General features: G+C 69.6%; 2 protein-coding genes. Both read right to left on the bottom strand.

Annotated features, from left to right (window positions below; translation table 11 throughout):
- Positions 1-4 precede the first annotated feature (4 nt).
- Positions 5-529, bottom strand: a complete 525-nt coding sequence (locus tag QRX50_RS10220) for a type VII secretion system-associated protein (RefSeq protein WP_285971714.1) — start codon at positions 527-529, stop codon at positions 5-7.
- Positions 519-22,073, bottom strand: a complete 21,555-nt coding sequence (locus QRX50_RS10215) for a WXG100-like domain-containing protein (protein WP_285971713.1) — start codon at positions 22,071-22,073, stop codon at positions 519-521. Before QRX50_RS10215 ends, QRX50_RS10220 begins: the two co-directional genes overlap by 11 nt.
- Between the last annotated feature and the right edge of the window lie 26 nt (positions 22,074-22,099).

The raw sequence follows: 22,099 nt of genomic DNA, 5'->3' as shown, positions 1-22,099 counted from the left end.
ACGGTCAGCCGGCCAGCGCGTCCCGGACGGTGTCGGCCAGCAGGCGGGTGCATCCGGGGGCGCCGGGGTTCAGCAGCAGGTCAACGCCGTCGTGCGCCTCGAGCAGCGCGGGCAGGTCGCGCGCGGCGACGGGCAGCCAGCCGGCCGCGCGGACGCGGTTCCGGTGCGCCGGCGCGGTGGTGGCGAGCACGCACGGGATGTTGTCCGGCGACGGCGCCACCAGCGGCCCGTCGTCCACGTCGAGAGCGACCGACACGGTCGATTCCCGCAGGATCGCGGCGAGCTGGCGGGCGTCGGCATCACCGCGGGCGACCAGGCGGAGCACGGCGTCGAGCGGGTCGCTCGGCGAACCCGGGCCCGACGGTTCATACGCGGGGTTCGCCTCGAAGCGGCCGACCGCACCGTCCTCACCGGCGAGCCAGCCGCCCACGACGGCGGCCAGCGGCGGGGCCGCCACCTCGGCACCGTCCTCGGCGGACGAAGGCGCCCACGCCGGGTCGACGAGCAGCACCCACTGGTCATTCGCCATCGCCGGCGCCTCCTCCACTCGCGTGCGGCTCGCCCACCGAGGCGAGGAAAGCGTCTTCCGCCGCACCCACCTTGGCCGGCATCGCGTCCTGCTTCGCCGCCTGCTCCTTCATGCGCGCGGCGTACTGCCGGATGTGCTCGGCGGTGCGCCAGCGGTTCAGCCACGCCAGGCTGCTCAGGTGCAGGCGCCGCATCACCCACAGCGTGTCGCGGGTCCGCTCCACGCGCTGTTCGAACGTACCCGGCCCGCCGCGCCAGCCCTCGAGCGCGCCGCGTACGGCCTCCTTCAGCACGTCCGGCCCGAGCTTCTCCGAGGCGAACGCGCGGATCGCCGTGGCGAGGTCGCGGGCGTAGGACTCGGCGTCCGCGTGCCCCAGGATCTTGCGGAACTGACCGAGGAACAGGCCGTTGTCCAGCGCGGCGTCGAGAGCGCCGTGGCGGTCGAGGACCTCGACGGCGTCGGCGGCCCGGCCGACGTCCGTGCCGTGGGCGACCTCGTTGGCCAGGTCCAGCAAGGCATCGCGGCCGGTCTTGGCGAGCAGGGTGTCGGCGACGCCGTGCAGCTGCAGGAGCGTGTACTCCTCGGCCAGCCCGACGGCGACGGCGATTTCGGTGGCGGACAGCGTGGCCGGTGCCGCGGTCGCCGGCAGCGAGATCGTCGCCATGGCCTCGGTACCCGGGCCGGGGGTGACGATCGAGGCCGCCGCGTGGGGCGTGACACCGGCCGGCGTCAGCTCCGCCAGCCTGGCCTGGACCTGCGCGACGAATCGGTCCCGCACGTCGTCCGGGCCGCTGACCTGGACGCTCGGTGCGGGCAACCCGTCGGCGGCGCGTTCCACTGTGGACTCGGCGATCCACCGCGCGACGGAATCGTCGAGCGGCAACGACAACGGCTCGAGGTCGAAGTCGCTCGCGGGACCGGGTTCGGTGTTCAAGCGCACGGGCCGGGACACCGCACCGTCGCGCCAGACGCCCTTGCCGGTCACCGTGAACCGCTCGCGCGCCGACTCCGGCAACCGGACCTGCAACCAGCGTCCGTCGACGAGCCGGTGGTCGATCACGTGCTGCACGCCGGTGTTGTGCGACGCCAGCTCCAGCGCCGCTGTCCACAGGAGATCGGGCTGCTCGTGGCGGCCCACGACGTCAGCCGCGGCCGTGAGGTCGAGCGCGGTCCCGCCCGAGCGCAACGCGCTGACCGCACCGCTGAGCAGCGCCAACGTGCCGGTGCGGTCGTCGAGGCGCACTGGGCCGGCCGGAATCGACGGCCGGTACCACCAGCCGTGTTCGGCGGCGTGGCCGAGCTCGGTGATCGTGCGGCGGTCGTCTTCGGTCAGCGCGTGGTCGCCCGAGACCAGGTAGGAGATGGCCGGGAAGGTGTCCACGACGTTGTCGGGCGACGGCTTTGGCGAAGCGTGCACCGGAAGGTCCATTCCGGACGAACGCACGTGCTGCGTGAACTCGTCCGCCAGCGAGTCCGACGCGAGCACCAGCGTCGGCGACCGGTCCGCCGCCTGTGCCAGCTCGGCACTGCCATCGGGGGTGGCGTCGATCTTCGTGACCACACCGGGCTTCGCACCGCGGTAGCCACCGAACGGCGGTGAATCCGAGGAGTACGGCTTCCCGTCGACACCGCCGAACAACGCGGGAGCGGCCGGTGCGTCGAGCGAGAACTCCACTGCGGCACCCTGCGCCGGCCGGAACGACACGGTGATGCCCGAACCCTCGGCGACCCGGATCTTCACCGGCACCCGCGCCAGCAGATCGCGGTCACCGAGCTCCCGGCCGAGGTGCCCGGCCAGCGCCCGCGCGGCCTCGCGCGCCTGCGCACGATCGCCACCGGTCACGTGGATCGCGGGCAGCTCGCCCTCGACCGCCCGCAACGCCCGCGCCAGGTCCCGCGCGCCGGTCTCCAGCGGACTATCCATATCGGACACCAGGACCGCGTCGTCCCGGGTCCGCAGAGTCGCCCCGTGCTGAACTTCACCCAGCGTGCGATGCACCCGGTCGCGATCGAGGTCGAGCAGGGCCCGCGCCGACGCAGGCAACCGCACAACGTGGTCGGCCCCGGTGTACGTGTGCTGGTCGGTCACCGTGCGCACGAGCGGCGCCAGGTCGGGATCCGCCGCGACGAACGACAGCGCCGCGTCCCACACCAGGTCCGGGTCGGCGTGGCGGCGCACGGCGGGCTCGACCGCGGTCAGGTGCAGGTCACCGGCGCGGTTGTACAGCCCGCGCACCAGGCTCTGCACCACGTGCTGGGTCAGCTCCAGCGTCTCGTCGCGCCCCGACACGGGTTCGGTCCCGCTCGCGGGCGGCTTGAGCCAGCTGCCGTCGCTGTTCATCCGGATGTCGGTCATCTCCGGCAGGTCGAACGCCGACGGCAGGCCGATGCGCCGCGCGGTGCCCGACAACGCCGAAGGCCCGGTACGGCGGATGATCGAGTTGCGGTGCCCGCGGCCCTGCGGCAGCTGGAAGAACGCCGGCGGGAGGTCGTACGCCTCGGGCGGCATGAGGTTCCGCTGGGTCTTGCCGTAGTTCTCGCGCACGACGTCGAGGTGCACGCGCGCGAACGGGTGCCCCTTGCTCATCGCGAACGCCGAGTTGGCCACGTTCATGCCGATGCGGTGCGTCGCGTAGCCCTCGCGCGAGGTCGCCGCGTGGAACAGGTCCTCGAGGCTTTCCACCACGTTGTCGCCGTCGGTGTAAAGCCCGCCGAAGCGGTTCATCAGCTCCATGCGCAGGATGTCGCTGGCCGCGGCGTAGCCCGGGCCCGTCAACTTGCCGGTCTCGGACTGGTAGAACTCGTTGAGCAGCATGGGATTCTCGCTCGAGAACACCTCGTCGACGTTCACCAGCCGCACGTGGTGCTGCTGCGCCCAGTTCACGAAGTCGCGCACGTCGGCGAGCGGGTCGGGACCCTCGGCCGGCGGCTCCGTGGTCAGCGCGAGCTCGATCTGCGTACGCGGGACGTCCGTCCACAGCACCGGCACCACGCCGTCGTGCAGCCGCGAAGCCGCGCCGCCGAAGTTCTCGCGGAACGCGCGCATCGTGCCGGCGTCGCGCAGCGGCCCGCCGAGCCAGATGGCGTGCATGAGCAGCGGCGTGGACGTGGTCTTTTCCAGCGGCTCGACGTCGCCGGGCGCCCACGCGGACAGCCGGTCGTCGGCGCGCGTGTGCTCGACGGTCCAGTCCCTGAGGTCGGGCAGGTTCGCCGGGTCGGCCTGGTCGCGTTGCACCGGCACGCCGCGGGTCAGGTCGAGCGTGTCCAGCAGCGCGAGGCCCTGACCAGCGGTGCTGGTCGAATAGTCGTGGCCACGCAGGAAGTCGGGCGGCTCCGGCGCGCGGTAGAGGCCGAACAGGTCGGGCCCGAGCAGCGGCGCACCGTCGGGCGCTGGGCCATGGTTCGCCGAGGCGACGCGCAGGTCCTGGGCGAGCTCTTCGGCGGAGGTATACGGCGGCAGCTCATCGGGCATCGCCGTCGCCCGCAGGTACTCGTTGACCACCGCGGCGAGCAGCTCGGGATCCTCGTGCCGGCCGAGCAGCGTCTGCACCTCGTCGTCGGGCGCGCGGTCGTAGACGGCGTTCACGACCTCGGCCGCCAGGTACAGCGTGCGGGCGCGGTCGGCGAGGCGCACGGGGCCGGGCGTGGCGGCGACCCAGGCGTAGCGCCAGTTCTTGAGCAGCGCGTTCGTGAGCTCGTCGACCACGGCGTCGGCGTCGAGCGGACGGCCGAGTGTCTCCCAGTGGCCACCGCGCACCACGGTCGTGAACGCGGCGTCGCCGTGGTTGACCAGCACCGAACCCGTGGCGGCGTGGACGATCGACGGCCCGCCGTTCGTCTCGAGCGCGGCCTGGAAGTCGTGCGCGACACCGCCGGGGCCGAGGTGGCGGGCCGCGGCGGGCTGGAACAGGGTGATCGAGTCCGGCTGCGCGTCGGCGAACTCTGGCGACGCCGCGACGATGCGCGCGAACGTTTCGCCGTCGACGTACACCGCTCGCCGCGTGCCGTCCGGGCCGGTCAAGAAGACCTTCACGCGGATTTCGTCGCCGTGACCGGTGACGAGGAACGTGCGGCCTTCGGCCAGTTCTCCGGCCCACGGCGGGTGCACGGGAAGGCCGCCTTCGCCGGGGGGTCGCGTTTCGTCGGGCTCGGTCTCGACAAGCAGGTGCTCGCCCCGGGCCTGGACCTTCGTGGCCTCAGGGGAGTCGAGGAAGGTCAGGCCACGCGCGGTGCCGGTGTGGTCGGTCAGCGCGGTCGTGGTGACGGCGCCGGGCGCGAAGTCGACGGTCACGCCGGGTTCGCCGACGACCTCGCCGGTCAGGCGCGTGTGGTCAGCGTGCACCAGGTGGGCGAACGCAAGGTCGCCGAAGCCGCGCTCGTCCAGCGGGCGCGTGACGTCGGCCGTGAACTGGTCCACGCGGTCCGCGGGCACCGTGACCAGCGGCAGCGGCCTGCCGTCGAGGTGGTGCTCGGCGAGCGTCTCGGCGTAGTGCGCGGCGTCAGGCCGCGAGTGTGTGGCCTCGCGCGCCGGGCCTTCGGTCCACGCGGGGTTGAGCCGCGCGGGCCGGGCCAGTTCGTCGGCGTTCCAGGTGCCCTTGCCCGTCACCGTGATCAGGCCGCGCGCCATCGGCGGCAGCGGCACGCGCGTCCACTCGCCGGTGTCCGGGTCGCGGCGGGCGTCGACCACGGTGTGTACCGGCGTGTTCCCCGAAGCCAGGTGGGTCAGCACAGCCGAGTAGACGACGTCGGGCCGCTCGTGGCGGGCCACGAGGTCGTGCACGTCGGTGAGCCGCAGCTCGCCGGTGCGGGCGGCCGCGGCGGCCAGCTGTCGCTCCACAGTGGACGCCAGCGCGAGCGTGCCGTCGTGGTCGGCCAGCGAGATCGGTCCATCCGGCGGTTCGGCGTGGTGGCTGGTGTCGAGTTCGCGGACGAGGTCGACGATCGCCTCGTCACCCGGGCGGCCGCCGAACGTGCGGAAGTGCCCGCCGTCCGTGACCGCGGTGAACGCGCCGGTGGCGCCGAGCGCCCTGCCGAGCGTCGCGGTGTCGCGGCCGAACAGCGTGGGTTTCGTGGGCGCGTGCACCGTCGCCGGCCCGCCGAGGTCGCTCAGCGCGCGCTGGAAGTCGTGGGCGACGCCGCCGGGGCCGTCGGTCTGGCCGGTACCGCAGGCGATGAGCGTGACCGACGACCTCGGCCCGGCCTGCGCGAACGGCGCCGAGTTCGCGACGATCCGCGCGAACGTCCTGCCGTCCACCCGCACGGTCTGCCCGCCGACCAGCGTCAGCTTCACCGACTGCGGCTTGCCGTGCGCGAAGACGAAGAACGTGTCTCCGGTGTCGGTGCCCCACGGCGCGGGCGACTTCGTGGCCCAGTCGCCGAAGCTCCGTCCGCCCAGGTCAGGCGTGGTGCCGTAACGGCGCGCCTCGGCGACCACCGGGTCGAGCGTCTTCGACGTCACGCCCTCGTCGAGCGAGGAGACCTCACCGGAGTTGTCGGCGACCCAGTCGTGCTCGACCGCGGACGTCTGCTCGGCCGCCGGCAGGAACGACACCGCGACGACCTTGTCCGAGCCGTCCGTGACCTGGTGCAGCTGGACGTCGTTGACGTCGAAGTCGTACGGCCGGTCGGCGTTGACGTCCCAGCCGGAGATCGTCGCGGGCCCAGTGTCGGGTGCGGTGTCCGGGGCCTCGACGACGTGCTCCATGGAGCGCGGATCGAAGCGGGACTCGACCTTCTTGGCCGGCCACACGTGCGTGGCGAGGCGCCAGTCGACCTCTTCCTTGGCCTGCCACCACTTCTTACGCGCCTCGTCGGCCGCCTCCCGCGCTTCGCGCACCTGGCGCAGCGCGTCGTCGCGGCGGGAGGTGAAGTCGGAATTGTCGTTGCGGTAGGAGTCGAGGACGTTGGCCAGCTGCTCCGCGCGGTCCTGCGCGTCCTGGCGGCGCTGCACGAGCTCGGGCTGCGCGGCGCGGATGTCGCGTACACCCTGCTCAGCGCGGGCGACCTGGTCCAGCAGCTGCTGCCGCTCGGGCGAACCCTCGTCGGTGACCGACGCCAGGGCCAGCGCCTGCTCGGAGACGTCCTGCAACCGCGTGATCTCGGCGTTGCCCTCGCGCAGCTCGCGGCCGGCGGCCTTGGCGTGGTTCTCCTCGTCGGTCAGGGCCTGGCGAAGCTCGCGCACGGGGTCGGGGTCGGCGTCGGTCTCGACGTCGAGGCCGTTCGCGTCCTTGGTCAACGTCTTGACGCTGTCGCGCTCGTCGAGCCAGCGGTCGTCGGCCTCGTGCTGGGCCGCCTCCACGGCCTCCTCCGCCTTGCGCCAGCTCGAAGCCGCGTCCTTCACCGCGTCCTGCGCCTTGGTGATCGCGTCCGGCAGCGCTTCGCCCAGAAGCTTTTCGAGGTCCACATCGGACATCCGGACCAGCGCCGACGCCGGCACCTTCACCTCGACCGCCGCCGTGCGGCCCCCACCGAGGTCGGCGACCACGCGGTACTCCACATCGAACCCGACGAGTCCGCTGCGGCCCTTCGGTTTCGCGACGGTGGAGCGCTGTCCACCCGAAACAGTCGCCGTCCGGTCGCTCATCGCGGCCGGGTTTCGGATGTCCGCGCCGCTCCATGAGTGCGAGTTGTCCTTCGGGTCGGTGACACCACCGACGCCGGGCAGGTACTGGTTCTCGCCGCTCAGGGCTTCCTTTGCCTCGCCCGTGAACGTGGCCGTGGTCTGGTCGGTGCGCTCCAGCTTGACCGTGTCACTCAGGGCCGTGAGGTCCGGGTTGACCAGGCGCGAGTAGACCCTCACGCTGCCGTGGCCGTTTTTGATCAGCGACGCTTCGTGCAGGTCGGGTGCGGCCAGCGGGCCGTCGAGCATGTTCGGCAGGTGGCCCTGGAGGATCTCGTTGGTCAGCGAGGTGACCAGCGTGTTGTTGGCGCCGGTGCCCGGGCCGGTGAGGCCGGTGCCGGCGCCGGAGAGCCGCAGCGCGCGCACGGCCCCGGCTTGCACCGCGGCCGACCCGCGCACGCCCTCGGGGTGCGCCGACGGCGGCAGCTTGCCCACGCCGCCGGCCTGCCATTCCGCGAGCTTCTCGGGGTTCGTGTCGGCGGCGGTGAGCTCGGTGGTGCGCGGCTGGTAGGCCTTCGATGACTGGCCTTCGGTGCTGATCTTGTGGTCGTCGGCCGCCGAGCGCACGGTCACGTTCGCGTTCTGCTCGGTGACCGGGTACGTCTTCCCGCCGCGCTGCACCACGAGCTCGAACTTCAGCTGGTGGCGGTAGCGCACGGCCGGGCCACTCTGCGAAGCCTTGGAGCCCCTGGTTGTCGCGGTGGCCGACACCGTCTGGTCGGTTTTCGTCTTCGAGCCGGAGACACCGAGCGTGAGGCCCTCGTAGCCGCTCACGTCCGCCTTGGTGTCGCTGAACAGGCCGCGCCCGGCGCCGCGGAACTGGCCGCCGTAGGACGAGCCGTGGCCGGCGTTCTCCTTGTCCGTCACGGCCGCGCTCACGACGTGGTCGATCTCGCCGCCGTCGTGGACGACGTCGAGGAACTCGGTGTCGGTGATCGTCGCCTTGAGCAGCACCTGGTAGGTGTCGGTGGACAGCAGGCTGGCGTCGTGCAGCAGCAGGGGCGCGCCACCGTCGAGCGCACTGTCCACAAGGGAGGTGACGGCGTCGGGCGAAGCGAGGTCGAGCGTGCGCTGCAGGTTGGTCATGGAGTCGTCGAGGACCGACTTCGGCAGCAGCTTGTCGCCGGTGCGACCGAGCGCGGTCCGGGCGTCGCGCACGAGCTGCGACAGGTCCGGCGCGTCCTCGACCACGGCGGCGCCCAGCGCGCTGGGGTTGTGGCCGACCAGCGCGGGCGGCGCCATCTTGCCCGGCGGCTCGGTGCGCGGCTCGACCTCGGGCAGCAGGCCCTGCTCGCGGGCCTGGTCCTCGGACATGCGCACGTAGACCGCGCCGGGCAGCTTCACGTCGGCGCCGGCGCGCGAGGTCGAACCGTTGACCAGGCTCTCCTGCCGCGTCTCGGCGACCAGCCGCACGTCCGCGTCATACTGCACGAGCACGGTGCGGCCCTTGGCGTTGGTGCGGTTGAGGTGGTCGACGCTCGCGCTGACCTCCGTGGACCCACCCGACGTGCGTGTCCACGGGCTCCACTTGGCCGACGCGTAGACCTGGCCCTGACCGTGGGCCGTGGCCATGCTGCCGTCCGGACGGATGGTCACGCCGAGCTGCACGTTGCCCTCGAGCGCCTGTTTGTGCGTCTGCTCGAACGCGGCCTTCGCACCACCGGCGAACGTGGTCTCACTGCCGCCCGCGTCGGACGCCACGACGACCTTCGGGTTGCTGAGCGCCACGTTCATCCCGAGCCCGCCGACCCGGTCGGCCACGCGCCGTTCGTAGCGGAAGCCGCCGGCCCGCGCGCCCTGGCGCAGGAACTTCGGCAGGCCACCGCGGAACGTCTCGGGCGAGAACATGCGGTCCACGCGCTTGCGGGCCTCGCCGCCGGACAGACCGAGCACACCGTCGCCGTCGGACGCATGTTCCAGCTGCCGCAGGGCCTCGTCGCGCAGGGCCTCGGTGTTGGTGAACGCCTCGACGTGCAGGAACTTCGGCTGCTCGGGCTTGGGGCCGGCCAGCATGTCGTCGATGGTCGGGGTGTCGTTCTTGGTCAGCACGGTGGTGCCGGGCTTGCCGGGCAGGAAGTCGCCGGGGTCCTTCTTCAGCGCGGAACCGTCGTTGACCCACAGGTCGACCTTGCCGGAGAGCTTCGGCAGTGCCGGGTCACCGGTCTTGGCCACAGTGGACACCTTGGGCGTGACGCGGAACGGCGAACCGGGCGTCAGGCGCTTCACCCACGGACGGTTGCGGGTGTAGCTGGTGATCTCGACCTCGAACTCCACGTCATGCTCGAACACCTGCGAGTCCGGGCTGCCGGAAAGACTCGTGGTGGTCGTGACGGTGGGGCCGCCGGAGTTCTTCCAGCTGTAGGCGTCGGAGTACTGGATCGGCACGACCGCGGGGCTGATGCTGGAGTTCGCGATCGACGTGGGCTGCGGGATGACCATGCGGCCTTCCAACCCGACCGACCAGCTCTTGTCCACAGCGGTCGCACTGCTCAGCGACGGCGCCGTGGCGACCGAGCCCTTGACCGAGCGGCCCGTGGCCTGCCCGAGGTGCCGGCCCGGCGACAGCTTGGCCTTCACCGTGACGCTGAGGTACTCGTCGGTGAACAGACCGCGCCGCTTCAGCTGCACGGACACCCCCGGGCCGAGCAGGGTGTCCATTTTGGCCTTGAGCGCGGCCGGTGAGAACGTGGCCGTGAGCTTGCGCAGGTTGGCGAAGCGCTCGGCGATGTCGCGGCTGGAGCTCTTGTCGTCGGCCTGGAACTTGTCCCAGCGCGGCAGGAACTTCGCCATGCCAGGCCGCTCGCGCAGCGCGTTTTCGATCTGCGGCTGCACTTTCACGGCCGGGGTGAACGAGCCCGTGCGCACGTGGCCCGCGGCGGCGGCCGCGGCGAGGTAGGGCGGCTCGTAGCGCCGGCCGACGTCGGTGAGCTTGTCGCGGGTGTCGCCCGGCACGGGCAGGCCTTGGACCTTCGCCTCGGGCAGGCCCATGCGGACGTACGCGGTGGCCTCGACGGTCTCGACCTCGCCGGCCGAGGTGACGACGTCGACGTCCACCTTCACCTTGTAGATCCCGATGTCGCCCTTGGCCTCGACGGTGTTCTTCGCCGTGACGCCGGTGCCACCGGTCGCCGTCTCCGTGACCTTCGACGACACCGACCCGCTGACGCCGACGAGGCCACCGACCTTGCCCGGCAGGTAGGAGCCACCGCCGACCGTCACGGCCAGGTCCATTCCGGTCTTCGACGCCGCCGCTGTGGCCCCGCCGTTCACCGACGAGTCGTTGAACCGCAGCTCGCTGTCGCCCGGCACCACGCCGACGAGCTCGACGTCCTTCGGCCGCGCCTGCAGCTGCACTGCGTCGCGGTGGCTGCCGTGGGGGCTGAGCAGATCGTTGGACACGACCGGGCCGCCCTGCAGCGCGGTGCCCAGCACACCGCGGATGCCGCCGCCGCTGACGAACTCGCGCAACGCCTGGCGCCCCGGGGCGCCGAACTTCGTGACCGACGGGTGCAGCCGCTTGGCCACCTTGTCGAACAGCGCCTGCTCGTCGAGCAGCACGGCCTCGGGCGCGAGCAGCTCGATGTTCTCGGCCCAGTCCGGCTTCGGGTCGCCCTTGGCTTCCGTGTCCGGCTTGAGGTTGCCGAGGTCCTGCGACCACAGCAGCGAGACCTGGCCGTCCACAGTAGACCCGGTGAGCCCGCCGACCTGGTCGGTGACGGTGATCGAGTACTTCACGTTGACGTCGGCACCGTCCACGTCGCCGGCCGAGCGCACCACCCGCTGCTCGGTGCCGGTGACAGTGGACGTGTGCGTCTGCGCCGCGGTCGCGAGCTGCACCATGGGCGCGACCGAAACGTAGGCGCCGGGCGGGATCAGCGCGAAGTACGACGTCCCGACGGTCCGCGCGATGGTGTCGTTCTGGCCTTGGGCGTGCGTGGCCTGCGTCTGGTCGTTGACGTCGCTGATCGTGGCGTGCGGCTGCTTCGCGATCCCGTCGGCCTGCACCGCGTCCAGGTCGAGCTCGGCTCGCACGTGGACCTCGTACCACTTCTCGCCGACGCGCACCATGGACTTGCGGCCCGGCCCGAGGAACGATTCGAAGGCGGCACTGTCGAGCGTGCCGGTGATGGCGTCGATGCCCACCGGGTCCGGCGGGTTCCGGCGGGAGTCCAGCGAGGTGACCAGGCGCTTGATGGTGTCGCCGACCTGCTTCACGCCCTGCGGGTTCATCGGCACGAGCGAGCCTAGGGCCTGGCCCTTCTTGGCGTACTCGGGCAAGCGGTCGGTGAGCGAGCGGGTGTCGGGCGCCGGATCGTCGTCGGCGACCGTGACCACGCGCTCCTGCTCTTCCTGCTCGCGCCGCACGTCGTCGTCGAAGAGCTGCTTGAGCTCGTTGTACTTCTGCGCGTAGTCCGGGTCGTAAACGAAGCGGTGGCCGCCGTCCGTGGTGACGAGCGGACCGTGGGGGCGCGCCTCCTTGATCCCCGACAGGGCCGACTTGGCGCCGAAAGCCTCTACCCTTCCATTGTGGACGAAGTGGCTGTCGGCGTAGTACGACGAGAAGTCGGCCTGGTAGTACTGGTGGAACTCGTCGAACAGCTTCTTCACGTCGTAGGCCCGCACCGGACCGCCGCCGGGCCGGCCGACGTCCTTCGCAAGGTTTTCGATGAAATCGTGCACCTGCTGCGCGCCGACATCCTTGCCGCGGAAGTAGAAGCCGAACGGGTCGGCGTCCACCATGGACCGGGCGATGCGGAAGTCGCGGGCGGAGTTCCAGAGACCTTCGTGGCGGTTCATCTGCTCGACGGCGCCGCGGTGCTCCGGCTCGTTGTCGTGCTGCTCCTGCCCGGCGCCGTACTGGTTCTTGGAGTTCAGCTTCTCCATGTCGTGGAACAGGATCGCCTTGGCCAGCGTCTCGCGCGGCACGAACCGGTCGGCGTCGTGTTCGCCGCGAGTGAGCCGCAAGTACTGGTTGAGCACCATCTGCGCATGCTCGCCGAAGGTGTTCGGGTTCGTCTTCGTCCCGGTGCGGTAGCGGTTGTGCTTGCCCTCGGCCTTCACGACCTCGTTGAACTTCCGCGCGATCGACTCGTGGGTGTCGGGCGTACTGCCGTCCGGCCGGCTGTCGAGCCGGGTGACGAGGTGGTCGAGGATCCGCTGGGCGCCGTGGTGATCGTCGTCGGTCTTCGCCAGCTCGTCGCTGATCACGGTGTCCAGGCCGCGGCCGATGTCCTGGTGCCGGTCGAACTCGCCGGCCGGGTGGAACCGCGTGTGGCCGCGGGTGGCGCCCTGCGACCAGGCGCCGAACTCGTTGTCGAACGTCTTCGAGTCGACCTGCTTGGTGGCGGGATCGTAGGCGTTCTCGCGGGTGTTGAAGTCGACCTTCACGCGCTTCTCGTCGGTGGCGATGGCCGCACCGATCTCCGCCTGGGTGGCGTAGTCGGGCACCTTCGCCATGAACGCGTCGACGTCTTCCTGCGTCACGGGCTTGAAGGTGATGCCCTTGACCGTCTCGGGGTTCAGCACCCTCGCGGCTTCGTCGGCGAGGGCCTCACGCTGTGCGGTGGTGGTGAACTTGAGCACGGGGTCCTTGTCCATGCTCGCGCGCACCTTGGCCGCCGCATCCTGCAGGCCGTTCTCGAACACCTCCTGCAGCTGCTTCGAGTCGAGGCCGACGAGGTGCTGCGTCGTCACGTCGGAGACGGCGTCGGGCAGCACGCCGTCGGACAGGCGCTGCTTCACCGTCTCCCGGTCGAAGCCGAGGCCGGAGCCCCTGGCGTCCTGGGCGAGGTCGGCGTTCTTCAGAGCCGCCGAGACCTCGGCCGCGACGGCGTCGGCACGGTTGCCGGCGAAGTAGTTCTTCTTCGCGCCGTCGTTGTTCGCGAACCCTTGCTCGACCTTGTCGTTGAACTTCCCGCCGGTAACGGTGAACTGCTGCTTCACGGCGTTCTCGACGGCCGTGGTCAGCTTCTGCTTGAAACCGTCGACCCCGCGGTTGGCACCCAGGGCATCGAGCGTCGTGGTCACCAACTGGTCGGCCGTGTTCTTGGCGATGGCGTCCACGAGCTTCTCGTTCGCCATCACCTCGCGCAGTTTGGCGATCGACTCGATCTTCGCGTCGGGGGAGACGAACTTGGTGACCGGGTCGGTGTGCAGCGCCCGGAACTCCTTGTTGACGACGTCTTTGAGGATGCCGCCGAGATTCTTCGCGGCCGTCAGGACCTCGTCGCGCACCTTGGTGCCGTCGAGCGCCACCGTGTCCGGGCCCTGGTCGAGGTGCTCGCCGAGCGCGTGGCCGATCCCGTCGGTGAGCTGCTTGACGACCGAGCCCGACGGGCCGCGGGTGTTGAGGAAGACGTTGAGGTCCTGGCGGCGCTGCTCGACGGTGCTCGGCGGGGCCTGCTTCCCACCGTCCTTACCGGACTTCTCCTTGTCGCTGGGGATCGAGTCGGAGTGCGGGGTGAAGTATGCGTCCCAGGTCTTGCCGCCCTTGAGCTCCTGGTGCGTGTGGTAGAGGTCCGAGAGCTTCTTGGCCAGCGCCCGCAGGTCCTGCGGATCGTTGCGGAAGTACTTGCGGTCCTGGCCCTTGTCCGTCGTCCAGCCGAACCACGGGTCGTTGTCCTTGCCCAGCGCGTCGGACTGGAATCCGGGCGGCAGACCGAGCCGCGAGTAGAGGTCGGCGATGTCCTCCTGTCGGCCGGCCAGATCGGAGTGGTCGTAGGTCTGGTTGGCGGAGTAGGTGACGAGCGAACCCTTGAGCGCCGCGTCCCGCATGGCGGTGAAGTGTTCGCCGCGCAGGCCGAACTGGTTGACGTCACCGGTCTGGTCCACGTTCATGGCGAGCTTGTTGTCGGGCAGCGCCTCGACCGTCGCTTCGTTGCTGACCTTGGTGAACGTGTCGAGCGGGACCAGGAACGAGCGCAGCACCGGCTGCATGCCCGGCTGGAAGTTGGGGTCGGTCTCGTACTTCGACGTCCACTGCACCGCGCGCATGGGCCGCCCGCCGCCGACCCAGAAGATGTCGGCCTTGCCGGCGCCGCCGAAGACGTTGACGTTGCCCTCGTCGTCCTGGTGCACGTCCTTGAACGTCCCCGGCTTCGCGGGGTTGAGCACGGCGGTGTACATCCGCACGTACTGCTCGCCGCGGATCGTCTCGATCTCGAACTCGCCGCGGTTGAGGACCTTGCGCTTCTCGCGGTCGAAGTTGTTGGCCGCGAGGTCCTTCTTCGTCAGCACCACCGACGGGCCGGGGTAGCTGACGTTCTGGCGTCCGATGTGGACGTTTTCCTTCGTGCCGAGGTAGCTTTCGTCGCCGTCCACTTCGGCCTTGGCGATGTGGACCGGGCGGCCGGTTTCAGGTCCGTGGCTGGTCCAGCTGCCGTTCTGCTCGAGAACGTGGACGCGGAGCTTGGCGGCGCGGGCGATGGCGTCGAGGTCGGTGTCGGTGTTGGCGCGGAGGTTCGCGGTGATGCGGTGGTGCTCCCTGGGCGCGTCCTGCGAGATGCTCGCGATGACCGCGCGGCGGAAGTTGTCCGGGCCTTCGTGCCCGCCGACGTAGACGCCCTCGATGCCGTGGGTGCCGAGCATCGTGCCCTGCTCGGGGCGCAGGACGTCGCGGGGGATCACGGTCCCGTGCTGGACGGGGAGGATCTTGCCGTTGATCTCGACCTGGGTGCTCGGGGCTTCGGCCGGGGTGTGGAGGTTCTGGGGGTCCTTTGTGGATCCGTTGGCGTGTTGCGGCGGCTGGTACGGGTGGTTCGGCTTGGCGTCGGGGTCGCCGAGGTGGTGGTCGTGGATCACGGCCTGGTTGGAGATGTCCTCGATCTTGGCCAGGTTGTCGTCGGTGAGCGACGTGTCGGCCCAGGCGTCGAGGCCCATCACACCGGGCTGGTCGGTGCGGTTGAACAGCAGGGTGTTGTTCTTGTAACCCTCGCCCAGCCCGATGAAGTGCATGACCTCGTGGGTGAGACCCGCGGTGTTGTCGTTGACGTCCCAGTTGGTCTGGTTGGTCTGCGGGGTGTTCTCGTCCACAGTGGAGTCGTGGACGTTCACCGGGACCCCGCGTGACGGGTCGGCGGTCCAGCTGTCGTCGTTCGGGTCGACGGTTTCGTTGGCGTGGGCATCGACGGTGACGTGCAGCTGATCACCGTTCGGCAGGTGGTAGTGCTGGTTGACCGTGTTGTCGAGGTGGTTCTGCAGGTCCTGTGCGAGCTGGTTGCGCTGCTGGGTCGTGACGGAATTCGATGACGACGTGAGGTCCAGGGGCACAGTGAACTCGCGCACCCAATTGCCCGGCGACGCCTCGAAGCGGCGCACGTCGTAGCGGATGTGCGTCACGGCGCCCTCGAGCTGGCCGTCCTTCAGGCCGGCGCGGTTGCCGGAGAACTGTTGCGCGATCGCCTTCTTCGGGTCGAACCGCTCCAGCACGAGCCGCGACGACGGCGCGGTGTCGCGGCGGTTGCCCCAGCCCTTCGGGCCCATCAGGTCCTTCGGTGACTGTCCGGGGTTCGCCTGGTTGTTGTCGCCGTGGGTCTTCGGCGGCGCGCCCGACGGCGAGAACGGCGCCGGCGGACGGCCGTTGACCATCAGGTTCGTGACGGTCTCGAGCAGGTTGTCGAGGTGCTCGGTCGGGTTCCCGCCGAGCTGCGCGACGGTGATCTGCTGCGCGACGTGGTTCGCGATCCCCGGCAGGTCCTGGTCGCCGACCTGGCGCCAACCCCACGACTTCGGGTCGTTGCCGACGTGCAGCCCGTAGACGGTGAGCACGGCGGCGCGGTCCTGGTTGAGCTGGGCGACCTGTTGGTTGAGGCGGTCGAGGCGCCGGTTCAGGAACTCGCGCCGCTGGTTGCGTTCGGCCTGGTCGCGGATCATCGAGTCCGTCTTGAGGCTGTTCGGCAGCTGGTCCTTGACGTTCTTGAGGCCCTGCAGATCTTTGGTGACGTCGTCGATCGAGGTCTGCAGGTTCTTCAGGTGGCCGTCGAGACCGCCTTCGGAGAGGGCGATTTTGTCGTACTTGAGGATCTTCTGGACCTCGGGCAGCCGCATGGGGTCGTCGAGGTAGAGAGTGTGGAGCGCGTTGAGGCCCGAGCGGTCCATGCCGTAAAGGGAGGATTCGAAGACTTCGCGTTCGAGGTCAGGGCCGAGGTCGGCAGGGTCCTGATTGGTGTCGTGGCTCGAATTCTGGTCCTGAGTGAAGTCTTGGTTGGTGTTCTGGTTGGTGTTCTGGTTGGTGTTCTGATTGGCGTCCTGGTTTGTGTCCGTTGTGGACTTCGGGCTTTCGTCCGGATTGGTGTCCGGCGTGGACTGCGGGTTTGGGTTCTGGTTACCCGCGAGTGCCGCCTTTTCCGCCGCCGCCTTGGCTTTCCCCTCCGTGGTCAACGTCTCCAGGTGCTGCATGTTCTTGTAGATGCGCGCACTGCGGGAGATGCGGCTGTCGTAGTCGGGGTTCTTGATCAGATCGATCTTGTGCTGCAGATCCGACAGGTGGTCCTCGGTCTGGCTGATCTCCTGGTCGAGCTGGTCGCGGTAGTCGGCGTTCTCTTTCGTGTCGAGGGCGTTGAGGAAGCTCCACAGACCCGTGTCGAGGGCGACGTTCTTCTGGTCCTCACGCAGGCTTTCCAGGCTGTCGGCGGTCTGCTCGGCGAGGTTCTCGAAGTGCTGGGTGCCCGTGACCGGGATGTTGTTCACGAGCTGGCGCACGGTGGGCTCGTCCTGCACGCGCTGCTGCAGCGTCTTCAGGTGCGTGGTGTCGAAGCCGGCCTTGGTGGCGGCGTCGATCTGCTGGTTGAGGTGTGTGTCCAGCGACTTGAGCTGGTTGGGCCGCAGCCGGGCGAGGTTGTCGGCGTTGGGGCCGTCGACGTGCTGGTCGAGTAGGTACAGGTTGTCGAGGGTTCGTTTGTCGGCCGCCAGCAACAGGATGCGGCTCGTGAGCTCCTCTTGCATCTGCTCGAGGCTGGTGATGAGCTGTTCGCGCTGGTCACGCGCGTCCTGGTCTTCGCCGAGGAAGCGCCTGGCCAGGGTGTTGGCTTCGGCCTTGAGGTCGTTGATGCGGGTGCTGACGTCGTTTCGCTTGTCCCGCAAAGCTTTCGTGAACTCGTTCGGGCCGCCCGGGTAGGCCACGGCCTGCTTGAGGCGCAGGATGCGTTTGGCGCCGTCGAGGAAGTCTTTGTCGATGTCGCTGGTCAGGACGTCGGAGTTGCCCTGGACCAGCGCCTGCCGCATGCGCTCGAACCGCGCGGCGGGGTCGTTGACGTCGTTGTCGCGCTGGTTCGTCGCGAGGTCCACCACGATGTCGCGCACCTGGTCGGTGTCGAGGTCGCTCAGCGCCGCCTCGAACCCGCGCACCATCTCCCGCCGCGACGGCCCGCCCAGCGCCCCGAACTGCCCGTCCTGATTGCGAACCCGCACCTCGGGGTTGTTCTCGCTCCCGTAGCGCGACGTGTGCTCCGGCCCGCCCCGCTCCACGATCAACCGCACGTCCAACGCATGCGCCACCGCCTGCGGCAACCGCCTCCCGACCACGGAGTCATGCCACGCCGGCGTCCGCAGCCCCTTGACGATCAGCTCGGCGGACGTCGGCAGCTTGTTGTTCTCGGTGACCTCGGTCGCGATGTGGTCCAGCACCTGACGGTCGCCGTCGGACAGCTTGCCGCTCACCGCGGTGCGCACGTCCTGCCACCGCTTGCCCGACGGCCCGCCCAGGTCTTGCGCCACAGCCTTGCGCCAGCCGCGGATGTGCGTGGCGTCGTCGGTGTCTTTGTTCTCCGGCTCGAGATCGGGAGCGACGTCCTTCAGCTGGCGGGAGTCGAGGTTCTTGACCGCCCAGTCGCCGAGGCCGTCGGGCTTGAGCGAGGTGAAGTCGAAGTTGCCGGGGTTCTCGGTGACTTTGGCGATGAGCGAGTCGGTCGCGGTCTTGACATCCGCCTTGGTGAGGAAGGGCTTCGCACTGTCCACTTTGGCGGATTGGAAGTGAGCGCTACGGAGTGCTGCTTCGACGAGGCCTGTGTCGCGGGTGTTCTGCTCGGTTTTGGCGGGGCCCTGCTTGCTGGGCGCTTCGGCAGGGGTGTGGCGATTGCGACGGGGAGTCGGGGTGGGGTTTGGGTTGGTGGCTGGGTTCGGATTGGGGTTGGTGGCCGGGTCTTGGTTGGTGGCGGGGCTCGGGTTGGTGGCGAGGCTCGGGTTGGTGCTTGTCTCGGGATTGGTGTTGCTGTTGGTCTTGGTGTCCGAGTCCGGCGTGGGGTCGGTCTTTGTGTCAGTGGCCGAGTCCTGCCTCGGGTCGGCGTCCGTGCGGGTCGCCGGGCTCGGGTTCGGCTCAGTCTTGACGTCGCTCGCCGAGTCGGTGTTGGTCTCCGTCTTGGTGTCAGTCGCCGAGTCGAGATCAGTCTCGGTCTTGATGACCGGCGCCGGAGTCGTGTCGGTCTTGACGTCGGTGATCGAGTTGGAGTCGACCGCGGTGTTCGTCTCTGGCGTGGGCGAAGGCTCGGTCTCGAGATTCGTCGCCGGGGCCGGAGTCGGTTCGGTGTTCGTGCCCGGGGCGGGTGTGGGGTCGGTGTTGGTGGCCGGGGCCGGCGTGGGCTCGGTGTTGAGCGAGGTGGCCAGGGCCGGCGTCGGGGTGGTGTCGATCTTTGGCGCGGGGGCCGGGGTGGTGTTCGGCTCGGTGTCGGTATCCGTATCCGTGTCCGGGTTGGGGTTGGATTTTGGGCTCGGCGACTTCGAGCTGGTGTCGGCCTTGGGACCGACGGTGTTCGGGTTCGGAGAGCTGGTGTTCGTCGATGGGGCCGGGGTCGATGAGGTGTTCAGCGACGTTGGCGCCGGGGTCGGCGAGACGTTCGCGTTCGGCGCCGGGGTCTGGGAGAGGTTCTCGCTCGGCTGAGGTGCCGGCGAGGTGTTCTCAGCCGGCGTGGGCGACGGCGAAGTGTTCTTCGCCGGAGCCGGCGTGGGCGCAGTGTTCTCGGCCGGGGTCGGCGAGGGTGAGGTGTTCTGGTTCGACCCCTGGCTTGGGGTGAGGTTCTGGGGTGCGGGCGTCGGAGAGGTGTTCGGCTGGGTGGCCGGGGCGAGGTTCGGGCCGTCGGTGCTGGTCTTGGTGTTCGGGTTGGTGGCGGTGTTCCCCGGGGTCTGATCGGGCCCCGAAGTCGACTTGACGCCACCGACACTGCCGGCCACCGGAGGCGGCACCGACTTGGTCGAGCTGGTGTCGGAGGTCGTGTTCGGGCCGGTCTTGGTGTCGCCGGTGGTGTTCGGACCCGTGTTGGTGTTGCCGGTGGTGTTCGGACCCGTGTTGGTGCTGCTGCCGGTGTTGTTGTTCGAACCGGTGTTGGTGCCGGAGGTGGTGTGCGGACTGGCGCCAGTGTTGTTATTCGAACTCGCGTTGGTGGCCGAGGCGCTGTTCGGCGCCGTCCCGGTGTTGCTATTCGGACCCGTGGTGGTGTTCGGACCTGTGCCGATGTTGCTTTTCAAACCCGTCGGGCCTGAGGTGTTGTTCGGACCCGAATCGGTGTTGGTGTTGGTGCCGGCGGTGTTGTTTGGCCCACTGCCGATGTTGTTGTTCGAACTTGTGTTGGTGTTCGGGCCGGTGTTGATGTTGTTGTTCGAACTCGCGTTGGTACCCGAGGCGTTGGGCTCGGTACCGGTGCTGCTGGTGTTGGGGCCCGTGGTGGTGTTAGGGGTCGGGGTGGCGTTGCCGCTGGCGGGGGTGTTGGGCGGGGCGGCCGTGTTCTGGCCGGTGTTCTGGTTGCCGCCGAAGCCGGGGAGGCCGGTGTCGTCCTGGGGGGCCGAGCGGTCGCCGGCAGTGGCGGGCGGTGGGGTGGATGTGGTGCCGATGTCGGAGTTCATGCCGCCCGGGACCGAGGGCGGTGGCACCGGGCTGCCGGTGTTGACCGAGCTCGGCGACGATGGCGGCGGTACCGAACCATCACCGGTGTTGTTCGTGTTGATGTTGCCGTTGGTGTTGGAGCCGGTGTTGCCGGTGTTGGTGTTGCCAGTGCCTGCGGCAGTGTTGCCGGTGTTGGTGTTGCCCGAACCGGCGTTGGTGGAACCGGTGTTATTCGTGCCGGTGTTCGTGTTGCCCGCAGCGGTGTTACCCGCACCCGTGCCCGTGTTGCCGGCGCCGGCGTTCGGGTTGCTGCTCGAGCCGGTGTTGTCCGTGCCGGTGTTCGGGTTGCCGTTCTGGCTGCCGGTAGAGCCGGTGTTGTTGTTGGCGTCGGAGTTGGCGCCGCTGGTGTTTGCGGCTCCGGTGTTGCTGGTCGAGTCGGTGTTGCCAGTGCCGGAGTTTGTGTTGACTGAGCTGGAGTTGTCGCCGCTCGTGTTTCCGGTGCCGGTGTTGCCTGTGCCGACGTTGCCCGTACTAGCTGCACCGGCGTTGCCGGTGTTTCCGCCACCTGCGTTGCCAGTGTTTCCAGCGCCTGTGTTGCCCGTGTTACCGGCACCGGCATTGCCCGTATTACCGGCACCTGCGTTGCCAGTGCTTCCAGCACCCGTGTTGCCCGAGCCACCGGAATTGCCCGCGCCCGTGTCTCCGGTGTTACCGGCACCGGCATTGCCGGTGTTGCCGGAGCCGGTGTTGCCCGTGTTCCCTGCGCCAGCGTTGCCCGTGCTGCCGGCGCTCGAGTTGGCGCCGCTGCCGGTATTCGCACCGCCGGTTGCGCCGGAGCCCGAGGTGGCACCGCTGCCCGAGTTCGCCCCGCCACCAGTGTTCGCACCGCCGGTAGCACCGTTGCCCGAGGTGGCACCGCTGCCCGAGTTCGCCCCGCCACCAGTATTCGCACCGCCGGTAGCACCGTTGCCCGAGGTGGCACCGCTGCCCGAGTTCGCACCGCCACCGGAGTTGGCGCCGCCGGTTGCGCCGGAGCCGGTGTTGCCGCCGCCTGTGTCGCCGGAGCCGGAGTTGCCGCCAGAGCCGGAGTTGCCGCCAGAGCCACTGGAACCGTTGCCACCGGAGCCACCCGCAGCCGGAGGTGGCGGCACCGAAAGATTACCCAGATTCGGATTCCCGTTGATCCCGCCCAGGTCGCCCGGGCCGTTGGGGCCTTTGGCCGTCGGGCCGTTGCCGCCGTTGTTGAGGGAGTCGTGGAGGGACTGGCCGGCGTGGTGGGCGCCGTGGGTGGCGGCGCCGGAGAGGCCGCCGTTGAGGGCGCCCCAGCCGAGGCTGTCGGTGTCGCCGCCGAAGAGGGCGGCGCCGGCGCCGCCGACGACGACTTCGGTGGTGGCCTCGTTGGCGGCGGCGCCCCAGACGTTCTTGCCGAATTTGGTGCCGAACTTGTTGTCGAACTTGTTCATGGCGCCGTGGAAGTTGTGGGCGAAGGCACCGCCGATGCCGCCCAGGACGCCGGACTGCATGATGGCCTTGCCGTCGAGGCCGTGGCGATTTCCCTGCGCAATCTGGATGACCTGCGCGAGCATCTCTTCCGCGATCTCTTCCGCCGCCTCCTCCGCGGCGGCCTCCGCGAGGTGCGTGGCGAGGTTCATCAGGCGCTGCATGAGCGTGCGCTCGATCTCCACGATGGCGGTGCGCCCCGCCGCGAAGATCTCCGGCACCAGCGGCATCGTGAACGGGTTCGACATCGCCCAGATGATGTCGGCGGCCGTGACCGCGATGGCGATCAACATGCTGTACTTGGACTTCTCGACGTCGAGCGCCTGCGCCCGCAATGCCTGCGCCTGACCCTGCGCCGCGGCGATGAAGTCCGTGCCCATCGTGCCAAGGTTGTTGGCGAAGTCGACGAAGTTCTTCTGCACGTCGCCGCCGACGTTCGCGGCCACGCGGCCCGCGATCTGGTTGAAGCCGGTGCCCGCTTCGGACACGCGCCGGGCGACGTCGTCCCACTCGTCGGCCAGCGCGCGCATCGCGTCTTCGTCGCCCTGAGGCCAGGCGTCACCCGCGATGATGTAGAAGATCCAGTTCAGGCTCGGATCCACCATCAGGCTCATCGCGGATTCACCCCCTAACGCAACAG

It is taken from the genome of Amycolatopsis sp. 2-15 (assembly GCF_030285625.1).
In the GTDB taxonomy this organism is placed as follows: domain Bacteria; phylum Actinomycetota; class Actinomycetes; order Mycobacteriales; family Pseudonocardiaceae; genus Amycolatopsis; species Amycolatopsis carbonis.
This window is presented reverse-complemented; position numbering and strand designations above follow the sequence as displayed.